Below are 11,544 nucleotides of genomic sequence, written 5' to 3' on the forward strand. Positions count from 1 at the left end.
GGAACTCCTCGGATCCTCGAGAACGGCACCACGTGCGCCTCGCATCCGACGAGGTGACTGCCTATTTTTACAGGGCAGACCGCGGATCGGCTCGCTTTCGGACCGTTCAGGGCACCACGGTCACCGGCCAGCGGCCCGCTTTGACCAACCGCACCGCCACCGAACCGGCGATTCGATGCCCCGCATTCTCGGATGCGCCCACCACCACGGCGTCGGTGCGCAGCTGTTCTGCCACGGCGATCAGTCCGTTGTACGGGTCACCCTGCGCGGTGCGGAACTCCCACCGCACGTGCTCCCGATCTCCGAATCGGGCAGCAGAGGTCCGGACGTAGTCGAGCAACTCGTCGGCGATCTGCTGACCGGTTTCGACGAGTGAGATACCGGCCTGGCCCCACGACGCCGTCGCAATGGGTTGGACGTACACCAGCACCAGCAGCGACCGCTGCCTGCGAGCGAGTCCTGCGGCATAGGCTGCGGCACGCCAGGAAGAATCGGAACCGTCGACCCCCACCACGATCGACTTGGGACCGTCGTGGCCGTACTCGAAACCGGTGGATTCTTGCGCATCGCTCACGAGTCGAGGCTACTGCCGGGACCCCGTCCCTTCGGCCACCCCATCCGGTGACGGTACGGTTGATCCACCTGGAGTCCCGGTCACTCGATGCTCACACACTGGACGGAAGTAACCCATGAACGACGATTCGCAGCTGAACGGACCTCCAGCCGTTCCTGCAGGCTCCACCGACGGCTCGGCGACCGATCCGGCCACCGTGTTCGCCGCGCTGGCCGACATCGTGTATCGAGGCAGCAGCGCGGAGGAGATCTACACCGCAATCTGCAACGCCGCCGTACTCGTTGTTCCCCACTGCGATCACGCGAGCTTGATGCTGATGCGCCACGGGAAGCCCGTCACGGTCGCGGCCTCGGACGACATCGCTCGTGTCGTCGACGATATCGAGCGCGCCACCGGCGAGGGCCCGTGTCTGGACGCGATCACCAGCGAGGCAGCGCAGCTCGAGGCCGACTTCCGAACTCCGACGCAGTGGCCCGCGATGGCCCGCGGTGTGTTGAACCGCACGCCGGTACGAGGGGCCATGGGATTTCGGCTCAACGTGGACGATCAGAAGGTCGGCGCGCTCAACCTGTTCACCGACAAGCCGGGTGTGTTCGATACCGACAGCGCGAGCAAGGCGATCATTCTGACGGCGTTCACGGCCGTCACCGTTGCTGCTGTCATGAACGGTCAAGAGGCGTCGACTCTGCGTGACGGGCTCGAGAGCAACCGTGAGATCGGCAAGGCGATCGGCCTGATCATGGCCCTGCACGATGTGTCCGGTGACGAGGCGTTCGCCCTGCTGCGTAAGTCCTCGCAGGACCTGAACGTCAAGATTGCCGACCTCGCAGCATCTGTCGTCCATCGGCACAGCAAGGGCTTGAAGCGCTGATCATGTGCGCTCAGTGCGCGCCCTGAACCTTCTTGGGGAGTGCGAAGACCAAAGCCAGCGCCACCACACTGAACGCTGCACTGACTGCCATTGCCATCGCCGCGCCGTGCAGAAAGCCCGAGCCGACGGTGTCGGGCCCGGTGATGTCCAAACTGCCGAACAGAACACTGCCGATCACGGCAATGCCGATCGCCGAGCCGACGCGCTGCATGGTGGAGATGACCCCGCTCGCGGCTCCCGCGTCGTCGCGATCGACGGTGGCGACGATGAACTGCGCATTGGGTGCGATGAACGCGCCGTTGCCCAGACCCGCGATGAACAGTGGAACCAACAGCGTCCAGTGCGAGATCGTGTCGGCCGAACTGGTCGCCAAAATGATCCACAGCCAAATCAGCCCGATCGAGACGAGCGACGCCCCGAGTATCAGGACGGTGCGACCGAGACGGATCGTCAGCCTATTGCTCTGCGAGGCGGCAATGATGCTGCCGATCGCGAACGGTATGGACACCAGACCCGATGCCAGTGCCGTGTTGCCCAGTCCGGTCTGCCACAGCAGCGAGATGGTGAAGAAAATGCTTGTGAAGGCCGCGAAGTAGACGAGCGCGAGGATCACACCGCCGGTGAACGCCGGACGGGTGAACAATCGAGGTGGCACCAACGGATTCTGTCCGCGGCCGCTCCGAATCACTTCCCACCAGCCGAACAGCGCGATGAGGCCGATTCCTGCGGCGATCGTCAGGTACGTCCACATGGGCCAGCCCAATTCCTGGCCCTCGATCAGCGGAACGAGCAGTGCGATGAGACCTGCGGAGATGAGTACCAGCCCGAGCCAGTCGATTCCGGGGCGGGCCGCCGGCTCGGCATCGGTCTTGTTCGGGAGCAGCACTGCAGCCGCGACGAGACCGACGATTCCGATCGGCAGGTTGACCCAGAAGACCAGTCGCCAGCCGTTCTCGTCGCCGAAAGCCTGGATGATCAGGCCACCGACGATGGGACCGAGTGCTGTCGAGACTCCGATGACCGCACCCATGATGGCGAATGCCTTGCCCCGCACCGGTCCTGGGAACAACAGCTGAATGAACGCGGTGACCGCTGGGACGAACATGCCGCCCGCCAAGCCCTGAACGACTCGCGCGACGACCAGTTGCAGATCGTCCTGAGCCAGCCCACACGCGAAACTCGCGAGGGTGAAGAGGGCGAGCCCGGTGAAGAAGACCCATTTGTGGCCGATCCGGTCGCCCACCTTGCCCGCCGGGATGAGAGCCAAGCCGAAGGCCAGTGCGTACCCCGAGATGATCCACGACAGAACCGATTCCGACGCGTCCAGCGTGGTGCTGATCGTCGGTAGTGCCACGTTGACGATGGTGGTGTCCAGCAGTGCCATGAACATGCCGAGCAGCAGAACCACGAGCGCTTTCCAGGCGCGTGCGGGCACCTCTGTCGCTGGTGGAGTTGCAGAGGCAATGCCGTCGGTCACTGTGTTGTCCTTCGTCGTTGTCGCCGAGCAGTATCGGCCGACCGATCCTCGGTCACTGTCCGATCATTGCCGTTGCGACGAAGACCCACGACAACCCTGTGGCCAAGACCACGAACGCCGACGCCACTATTCGGCCGCCCCACACCGTCTCCACGAGAGCAGTCTCCGCGTGAGCAGTCGCGCCTGCCGTACCCGTAGGCGTCATCATCAATTTCCCACCCAGCATCGGTGACCCTCGTCATTTCCGGCCGGTGGATACCCTGGGAACCCACGCCGAAACTACGGTGCCGCGACAACCGCCTCCACCGCGTCCAGAAAGGGGTGCTGCGCGGCGAGCAACTTCGTTCTCGCCTGCGCCAGCGGAAACCACTCGACGCGGTCGACCTCGGGAAACGACTCCATGAGGCCGGATTTCGGGGGCCATTCCATCTCGAATGTGTTGCTCACCGCATTCGAGACATCCAGATCGGCCTCGACGCCGAACGCGGTGACGATCTTTCCGCCGCGCTGGGTGACGGTGCCGAGGCCGACGGGTACCCCAGCCGGAACGTCGACCCCGACCTCCTCGCGAAATTCCCGCTGCGCCGCAGTCCAGGGGTCTTCACCGTCGTTGATCAGCCCTTTGACGATCGACCAGGCTTCATCGTCCTTGCGAGCCCAGAACGGTCCGCCGGGGTGAGCGATCAGGACATCCGGGCCGTCGACACCGACGCGATACAACAGGATTCCTGCACTCGTATTCACCATGGACTCAGCGTGCCATCAATTCGGTTGCTCTCCGTATTTCGACGTCACTACCGTTATCGCGGCTCACGACCACACACATCTACGGGAGGTAGAGCGACATGGACACGACGGGATCGGACAGGGTCTGGTTGATCACCGGTGCCAGCTCGGGATTCGGTCGCGAATTCGTTCGTGGCGCCCTCGACGCGGGTGATCGAGTGATGTCCACTGCCCGCAGCGTCGCCGATCTCGAGGGGCCCGAAAGCGATCGGTTACTCCACGCGCGGCTGGACGTGACCGATCAGGAGTCGATCGACTCCACCGTGGCCTACGCTCTCGACCGATTCGGACGCATCGATGTCCTGGTCAACAACGCCGGTTTCGGCCTGCTCGGAGCGTTCGAGGAGATCGACGAACCCGACTTTCGCCATAACCTGGAGGTCAACTTCTTCGGCCCACTGGCCGTCACCCGGGCGGTGCTGCCCTCGATGCGGGCGCGCCGCAACGGCCACATCGTGCAGATGTCCTCGGTCATCGGCGTGGTCCCCGGTCCGGGCGGAACCGCATATGCGGGAGGCAAATTCGCACTCGAAGGCTTCTCGGAGGCTCTCGCCGCGGAGGTGCGTCATCTCGGTATCGGTGTCACCATCGTCGAACCGGGTCCGTTCCGCACCGATGCGAGCGGACGGTCGATGCGATGGGGAACCCCTCTCGACGACTACGCCGCCCTGATCGGACCGTCTCGAACCGCTTTCGAAGCTACCCACGGCCATCAGCCCGGCGACCCACGCCGCGGCGTCGATGCCGTCATCGCCGCGATTTCCTCGGACACTCCCCCGCTGCGGCTTCCGCTGGGCTCGAAGTCCTTCGAGTGGATCGAGACCTATCTCCAGAATCGCCTCGGTCAAGCCCGCGAGGTTCGCTCTATGGGTTCCGATACCGACTACAGGTGAATCGCCATTCCTTCTGCACGCCGTGCCGCAAACCCGGGCAACAGTTATTGTCTACCGATGCAGGAGCGTGCAGCGTCCACCAGGCAGGCCGTACTCGAAGGCGCCGCGGCCAGTTTCGAGAAGTTCGGTTACGGCACAGCAAGTTTGAGCACCATCATCGCCCATGCCGGGGTCAGCAAAGGCGCGATGTACTTCCATTTCTCGTCCAAGGAAGATCTGGCTCAGGCAGTGATCGACGCGCAACTGGCCATGGCGGCGAGTGCGAGCGCCGTCGTCATCGAGCAGACGCCCAAAGCATTGGACGCCTTGATCCTGGTGAGCAAGGAGTTGGGACGCCAACTGCAGACCGAATCGATCGCCCGCGGGGGTATGCGGTTGACGCTGGAGTCGGCCATCGTGGACAGCCCCAATGCGCAAGCGTTCGAGGACTGGATCGGCAAGATGGGCGATCTGGCCGCACGCGCTCAGGCCGAAGGCGACATCGTCGACGGTATGGACGCACTCACGCTCGGTCGATACATCGTCGCGTCGTTCACCGGCGTGCAGACAGTGTCGGAGATGTTGACCGGACGCGCCGATCTGCAGCAAAGGTTGACCGAGATGTGGCAGATGCTGCTGCCCGCGGTGGTGCCGCGCCGACGCCTTCCGCGGGTGATGGCAGTTGCCGAGGACGCCCTTATCGACTGGAGCGATCGGTAGAGGCCAGCCACGGTTCGGACGTCGCCGTGACGGACATCGCCGACAGCACCTCGCCGTCATGCTCGAACTGAATGCGGTAGACGCCGTCGGTGGAGTCGGTATCGACGATCACCGAGCACGGGTTGGTCCACTCGGCGAATCCCATGAACCTCACCTCGCACGAGGTGAAATCCAGCGCCGGTGTCTCGGTGGCCAAGCGCAGAGCCTGACGGGCCGCCTCGAGCATCGTCACGCCCGGCAGGTACTCGACCGAATGGTCGAACATCGCCAGGTTGCGCGGATCCGGCGCGACGACGATGGTCCCGTCGGATGTATGCCGTGCCAGCACCACGTCGGACGGATCGAGACGCCCGACGGAGGACGGCGGGACCACCTCGGTTCCGGCCGGCAGGAACCGGAAGTGGGGGTCGGCAATGGTCGACTTGCGGAACTGCGAATACACCTCGGGTCCGATGGTCCGGACGGACGCCGTCCCCGACGCGACGAGGTGGATGCCGTTCAGGAGTCGGGCGGACAGCTTCATGTTGTCCAGCGACTCGTTCTCGAACGTCACGTCGGTCGTGATCGACTCTGCGACAAGCGAATCGTCGATGTCGTCGACCGAGAGCGGGTCCAGGATCTCGAAGCGGGAGTGCTCGATGAACACCACGTGATCGAGTGGCACGCCGTGGTTGACGTGACAGAACAGGCTGATCGCTTGGCGCAGAGCCTCGGCCACCATCAACGAGTCGTGAGTTCGGCGGACCGGCGCGAACATGCGATGAGACGTGGGGAACTGCACCGCCGCCCGATGGGTGCCGTCGACGGTCTCGTAATCGGTCAACAGAACGTCGCCCGGTGACCGCCGATGCACGAGGTGACGCGGAACGGTTGCTGCGTAACTCAAACTCATGAAGCCCCTTAAAACCGACCGACCCGGCTTTTTATAGCACTGTTGAGCCACCGGGATCGCGTGTTCAGTATGTCGCGGACGACCGACAAAACTGACATCGGTCGACGGGATTCATTCATTCGATATACAGAAATAACCGTCACGATCTGTTAACTAACTCGAACTCTCGGTACCACATGTCCGGTACGTTCACGGGCCGCGCCGGGGACCATAAGGCCCACCCACGACAGCAAAAATCCCCGCCCGGAGAACCGGACGGGGACTGCGCTCCCCCACCTGGACTCGAACCAGGAACCCTTCGATTAACAGTCGAATGCTCTGCCAATTGAGCTATGGGGGATTACCTCGCGGCGTCACACTCTCGTGCGAGCCGTTGGAAACAATAGCGCACACCCCCTGCCGAGTACCAAATCGCCCTGCTCGAGGTTCGTCGGGCAAGATGGAAGAACAGCCGCACGCCCTATGGAAGGACCTACTGATGATTCGTTTGGTACTGGCGGCTGGAGCTGCGTATGTGCTCGGTGCCAAGGCAGGACGTGGCCGATACGAGCAGATTCGCAAGACAGCGAGCGCCGTCGCGTCGAGCCCGGCCACCAAGAAGGCGATCGAGGTCGGCCGTCAGAAGCTGTCCGACTCCCTGAACACTCAGCCGCGACTGGAACCGATGCAGCCGATCGACGACGAGACCCAGGTCTTCGTTCCCCGCGATCAGCTGCGGCGCTAACCGACCTCGGCCACACTTCCTACCGCGAGCTCGAGCAGACTGCGGCGGTACTGCTCGAGGGCGATGAGGTCGCCGAACAACGCGTTGTAATCGTCGGGCTTCTCCACCGGTGACATGCGCTGCAGTTTCGATTTGAGTTCGGCCACCTGTTGGCCGACCCACACTTCCTGGAGCCGTGCGAGTACGCCCGAGATGTAGCGGGTGAGAGCGTCGTCGGCCACGCGCATCGGGTCGACGGCCAACTCGGTGACCAACGACACGACTACGGCGTCCTTGGCCTGTTTGGCCACGGCGTCGACCCACTCCCCTCCACCCAAGCCCGCAGCGGTGCCGCCGGCAGCGGCCACTGCGTCGCGCACGGCCGAGTACGCCGGGTGATGGAAGCTCTCCGGCGGGAGCGAATCGAACACCGTGCCTGCCATCGCAGGCATCTGCAGTACCGCCTTGAGTGCTTCCCGTTGCGGCCACAGAGACGGATCGGTGGGGTTGGGACGCGGAGGTCCCGTGGGGGCCTCCACCGGAGCTGCCTGACGCTTCTCGAACGGCACACGCTTGCCGCTCGTGTCGCCCCTGGCCCCCTTCTTCGCCTCGTCGCGCACGCGGGCGAGCACCATCGCGGTGTCGTCCCACCCGGTCCAGCCGGCGAGCTGCCGCGCGTACTCGTCCCGAAGCGACGCGTCCTTGATGCGGGCAACCACGGGGACGGTTCGCTTCAATGCTTCGACTCGACCCTCGGGCGTGTCCAGATCATGTTCTCGCAGCAGCGATTTGACGACGAACGCGAACATCGGCGTGCGTCTGGCGACGAGATCGCGAACGGCGTTGTCGCCGGACTTCAACCGCAAGTCACACGGGTCCATTCCGTCCGGCGCGACAGCGACGAACGTCTGACCGGCAATCTTCTGATCACCCTCGAATGCCTTCATCGCGGCGGCCTGGCCGGCTTCGTCGCCGTCGAAGGTGTAGATCACTTCGCCCCGAAAATAGCTGTCGTCCATCATCAGTCGACGCAGCATCGCCAGGTGATCCTCGCCGAATGCGGTTCCACAGGACGCCACCGCAGTCTTGACGCCTGCCAGGTGCATCGCCATCACGTCGGTGTACCCCTCGACGATGACGGCCTGATGCGACTTCGCGATCTCCTTGCGGGCAAGATCGAGACCGAAGAGCACCTGAGACTTCTTGTACAGCATGGTTTCCGGGGTGTTGATGTACTTACCCGGCATCGTGTCGTCGTCGAACAGCTTGCGTGCGCCGAAGCCGATGACGTCGCCGCTCTGACTGCGAATGGGCCACACCAACCGGCGCCGGAAACGGTCGATGGGTGTACCGCGCTTGCCGGGTGTCGCCAACCCCGCGTCGACGATCTCCTTGGCCTCGAAGCCCTTGCCCAGCAGGTGTTTGGTGAGGGTGTCCCAGCCGTCCGGCGCGTACCCACAGCCGTAGGCCAGGGCAGCGTGCCCGTCGAAGTTGCGTTCGGTGAGGTAGTCCCGCGCAGCCTGGGCGTCAGGACCGCTGAGCCTGCCCGCGTAGAACTCCTGCGCTGCCGCGTTCGCGGCGATCAAGCGCGCTCGGGTGCCGCGGTCACGTTGAACCGACGGCCCTCCGCCCTCGTAGGAGATCGAGTAGTTCAACCGATCGGCCAATTGCTCGACGGCCTCGACGAAGGAGATGTGCTCGATCTTCTGGAGGAAGGAGTAGGCGTCACCTCCTTCGCCGCAGCCGAAGCAGTGATAGTGACCGTGGTTGGGGCGGACGTGGAACGACGGAGATTTCTCGTCGTGGAAGGGGCACAACCCCTTCATGGAGTCGCCGCCCGCGCGCTTGAGAGAGACGTAGTCGCCGACTATGTCTTCGATCCGTGTGCGTTCGCGAATGGCGGCGATGTCGCGTTCAGGAATTCGGCCGGCCACGAAGGGCAGTCTAGTCCCGATCCGGACCTACCCACATTCGGTCGCGGAGCGGTCAGCCCCAGCTGGCCTGAGCTCCGAGCGAACGCTTGTCGATCAGTTCGAGTCGACTTTCGGTGTAGGACGCGATCTGGTCGACCACCACTCGGGTCCGTTCGGCATCGCTGCCCGCCCGCTGCCAGGCGGGCACCAGAATGGGATCCAGCTCGCCGGGAGCCGAGCGCATCAACCACTCGGCGACGCGGTGGATGCGGTCGCGTTGACGCTCCTGCCGGATCTTGTGCCCTGCGTCGGACATCACGTACCGCAGGGCCATGGTCTTGAGCAGCGCGACTTCGGAGCCGACGATCGACGGCACCACGAGATCGGCGTCGTAGCGACTCAAGGGCGCGGTGCCGTACTTCTCGTGGGTGCCCTCGATGGCGGCGGTGGCGAAGCGCCCAACGAGTTCACTGGTCATGTGCTTGAGCGCTACGGATGCGGCGAGAGTGCCGTCGTAGCGTCCGACCGCGACGACGACGGGCATCCTCGACAGGCGATCGGCGGCCTCGATCAGTTCGTCGACATCGAGTCCGCGGAATTCCGAGACGCCGAGTTCGGCGAGGGCGCGTCGCTCGATCGGATCGGACAGCGCCCGTAGGTCGATTCGAGCGTCGATGACGCCGTCCTCGACGTCGTGCACCGAGTAGGCCACGTCGTCGGACCAGTCCATGCTCTGCGCTTCGAGGCACTTGTGCTTGTCCGGTGCGCCGTCGCGCACCCAGCCCAGAATGGCGGAGTCGTCGTCGTAAGCACCGAATTTTGCGCCGGGGGCGGGCCGGATCCACGGGTACTTCGTGGCGGCATCGAGCGAGGCTCGGGTCAGGTTGAGTCCTGCACTGCGGCCGTCGGCGTCGAGGATCTTCGGCTCGAGTCCGGTGAGAATCCGCAGGTTCTGCGCATTGCCCTCGAACCCACCGCAATCCTGGGCCACTTCGTCGAGGGCGCGTTCACCGTTGTGTCCGTAGGGCGGATGGCCGATGTCGTGCGCCAGCCCGGCGAGGTCCACCAGATCGGGATCGCTACCGAGACCCTCGGCGATACTGCGGCCGATCTGCGCAACCTCGAGCGAGTGCGTCAATCGCGTGCGCGGTGTGTCTCCGTCTCGCGGACCGGTGACCTGAGTCTTGTCGGCGAGCCTGCGCAGTGCGGCGCAGTGCAACACGCGCGCTCGATCGCGCGCGAAAGCACTTCGATGCGAGGCGTTGTCTGCCCCGACCCGCAGTCCTGCGGTCTTGGGAGGTTCGGTGACGAATCGTTCGACGTCGTGCGCCGAGTATGTGCCGGTCATCTACTGGCCTGCCGTGTAGGAGAAGTCCGCGGTGAAGTGGGTCAGCTGGTACCACAGCAGAGCGCCCGTCTCCCTGGCGATCCCGTGTGCCTGAGATTCTCTGGTGTAGACGGCGGGACCGGTACGCGTCGGCGAGGTCCAGGCGTCCAGTCCGGCGTCGCGCGCCATCGTTCGAGTGCGTAGTGAATGCCACGGATCGCTGACCAACACCACCGACGACTTGCCCTGTTCGCGCAGTGTGTTGCTCACTGCCTCGATGCTCTCGAGGGTGTCCGAGCCGGTCTCGACGGCAATGATGGCGTCGGCGGGAACTCCCTGATCGATCAGATAGTTGCGGCCCGACGCGGCCTCGGTGAACAGGTCGCCCTCCTGCTTGCCACCGACGGTGACGATCTCGGGAGCGATTCCCTGCTCGTACAGAGACGCGGCCTGGGACAGTCGTGCCTCGAACACCGTCGAGGGTGTGCCGCTGTACTGCGCAGCACCGAGAACCACGATGGCGTCCGCCTTGGAATAGTCGTCGATGCGCGCCACCTGCCATACCCGCACCGCTGTTCCCGCGACCAGCACCAACGACATCAGCACCACTCCCGCGACCAGCCGACCGGTCCAGCGTCCGAGCGTTCCGAAGAAGCCCAGGCGCTCGGGACCGGGGTCCGTGGCATACCGATCGTCGTACGGATCGCCGTACGAATCGCGGTCGAGAGTTGGATTCACCCCTCGAGTTTGCCAGGCCTGCTCATCGGCATGGTCACGGCGCGCCCCGAACGAGCTACAGCCACCCTCGATCCTCGGCCACCCGGACCGCCTCGGCCCGGGTGCTGGTGCCGGTCTTCCCTATCGCCGACGACAGATGATTGCGCACCGTGCCCTCCGAGAGATGGACCTGAGCAGCGATGGATCCTGCCGTCCCGCCCCGGGCAGCCGCGCGGAGAACCTCCTGCTCTCGGGCGGTCAGTGGAGAGACGCCGTCGGTGAGGGTCTCGGTCGCCAGCGTCGGATCGACCACGCGAAGCCCCATGTGCACGCGTCGAACCGCGTCGGCCAGCTGCTTGGCGGGGGTGTCCTTGACCACGAAACCCGACGCACCCGCATCGATGGCGCGTCGCAGGTAACCGGGTCGCCCGAACGTGGTGACGATCAGCACTCTCGACTGCGGTGCGACGAGCGCCAGTTCGGCGGTGACCTCGATACCGTTCTTGCCGGGCATCTCCACGTCGAGCAGAACGACGTCGGGTCGATGTTCGAGAACGGCAGCGGCAACCTCGTCCCCGCGTCCCACCTCGGCGACGACGTCGAGATCGTGTTCGAGCCCCAGCAGAGCTGCCAGTGCACCCCGCACCAGAGCCTGATCGTCGGCCAGCAACAGTGTGATGGTCATTGCGCCT

At 64.5% G+C, this 11,544-nt stretch carries 13 protein-coding genes and 1 tRNA gene; 4 read left to right on the forward strand and 10 right to left on the reverse strand.

Translation table 11 applies throughout. From position 1 onward, the window contains the following. Positions 1-106 precede the first annotated feature (106 nt). On the reverse strand, positions 107-574 hold the full coding sequence (locus AB0366_RS18775) for a universal stress protein (RefSeq protein WP_243593994.1): 468 nt from the start codon (positions 572-574) through the stop codon (positions 107-109). Between the two features lie 115 nt (positions 575-689). On the opposite strand from AB0366_RS18775, the gene AB0366_RS18780 reads away from it, so the two are divergent. Further along, positions 690-1,445, forward strand: a complete 756-nt coding sequence (locus tag AB0366_RS18780; RefSeq protein ID WP_366245224.1) for a GAF and ANTAR domain-containing protein — start codon at positions 690-692, stop codon at positions 1,443-1,445. Positions 1,446-1,455: 10 nt separating this feature from the next. Here the strand turns inward: AB0366_RS18780 and AB0366_RS18785 are convergent, their stop codons facing one another. The 3 genes from AB0366_RS18785 to AB0366_RS18795 form a co-directional block, all read right to left on the reverse strand. Continuing rightward, entirely contained in the window at positions 1,456-2,922 is a 1,467-nt protein-coding gene (locus AB0366_RS18785; protein WP_366245226.1) for a DHA2 family efflux MFS transporter permease subunit, read from the reverse strand. A 52-nt stretch (positions 2,923-2,974) separates the two neighbouring features. Then, positions 2,975-3,127, reverse strand: coding sequence for a hypothetical protein (locus tag AB0366_RS18790; RefSeq protein ID WP_366245227.1), 153 nt, complete (start codon positions 3,125-3,127; stop codon positions 2,975-2,977). Positions 3,128-3,201: 74 nt separating this feature from the next. Then, the gene (locus AB0366_RS18795; RefSeq protein ID WP_366245228.1) at positions 3,202-3,669 is read right to left on the reverse strand and encodes an NUDIX domain-containing protein; all 468 of its coding nucleotides are present in this window, start codon (positions 3,667-3,669) and stop codon (positions 3,202-3,204) included. A 98-nt stretch (positions 3,670-3,767) separates the two neighbouring features. On the opposite strand from AB0366_RS18795, the gene AB0366_RS18800 reads away from it, so the two are divergent. Next, positions 3,768-4,601: an oxidoreductase gene (locus AB0366_RS18800; protein ID WP_366245229.1), complete on the forward strand. Its 834-nt coding sequence runs from the start codon at positions 3,768-3,770 to the stop codon at positions 4,599-4,601. A gap of 57 nt (positions 4,602-4,658) precedes the next feature. Further along, positions 4,659-5,300, forward strand: coding sequence for a ScbR family autoregulator-binding transcription factor (locus tag AB0366_RS18805; protein WP_366245230.1), 642 nt, complete (start codon positions 4,659-4,661; stop codon positions 5,298-5,300). On the opposite strand, the gene AB0366_RS18810 is transcribed toward AB0366_RS18805, so the two are convergent. Further along, a complete protein-coding gene (locus tag AB0366_RS18810) occupies positions 5,278-6,192 on the reverse strand; it encodes an AfsA-related hotdog domain-containing protein (RefSeq protein ID WP_366245231.1) in 915 nt (304 codons plus the stop codon). The genes AB0366_RS18805 and AB0366_RS18810 overlap by 23 nt on opposite strands. Before the next feature lie 267 nt (positions 6,193-6,459). Beyond that, positions 6,460-6,532, reverse strand: a tRNA-Asn gene (locus tag AB0366_RS18815). Between the two features lie 138 nt (positions 6,533-6,670). Between AB0366_RS18815 and AB0366_RS18820 the strand changes: the two genes are divergently transcribed. Continuing rightward, positions 6,671-6,916 (forward strand): hypothetical protein, encoded by a 246-nt coding sequence (locus tag AB0366_RS18820; protein ID WP_141217061.1) that lies wholly within the window; start codon positions 6,671-6,673, stop codon positions 6,914-6,916. Here the strand turns inward: AB0366_RS18820 and dnaG are convergent. From dnaG to AB0366_RS18840, 4 genes are read right to left on the reverse strand one after another with little or no spacing between them, the layout of a single operon-like run. Further along, positions 6,913-8,829 (reverse strand): DNA primase, encoded by a 1,917-nt coding sequence (dnaG, locus tag AB0366_RS18825; RefSeq protein ID WP_037193018.1) that lies wholly within the window; start codon positions 8,827-8,829, stop codon positions 6,913-6,915. The two genes, AB0366_RS18820 and dnaG, sit on opposite strands and share 4 nt — an antisense overlap. A 52-nt stretch (positions 8,830-8,881) precedes the next feature. After that, positions 8,882-10,156 (reverse strand): deoxyguanosinetriphosphate triphosphohydrolase, encoded by a 1,275-nt coding sequence (locus AB0366_RS18830; protein WP_366245234.1) that lies wholly within the window; start codon positions 10,154-10,156, stop codon positions 8,882-8,884. Then, positions 10,157-10,873, reverse strand: a complete 717-nt coding sequence (locus tag AB0366_RS18835) for a YdcF family protein (protein ID WP_366245235.1) — start codon at positions 10,871-10,873, stop codon at positions 10,157-10,159. It abuts the gene before it with no gap. Positions 10,874-10,928: 55 nt separating this feature from the next. After that, positions 10,929-11,537 carry a response regulator transcription factor gene (locus AB0366_RS18840; RefSeq protein ID WP_094612772.1) on the reverse strand — a complete coding sequence of 203 codons (609 nt, stop codon included), beginning with the start codon at positions 11,535-11,537 and terminating at the stop codon, positions 10,929-10,931. Between the last annotated feature and the right edge of the window lie 7 nt (positions 11,538-11,544).

Source organism: Rhodococcus sp. NPDC076796, assembly GCF_040702765.1.
GTDB lineage: Bacteria > Actinomycetota > Actinomycetes > Mycobacteriales > Mycobacteriaceae > Rhodococcoides.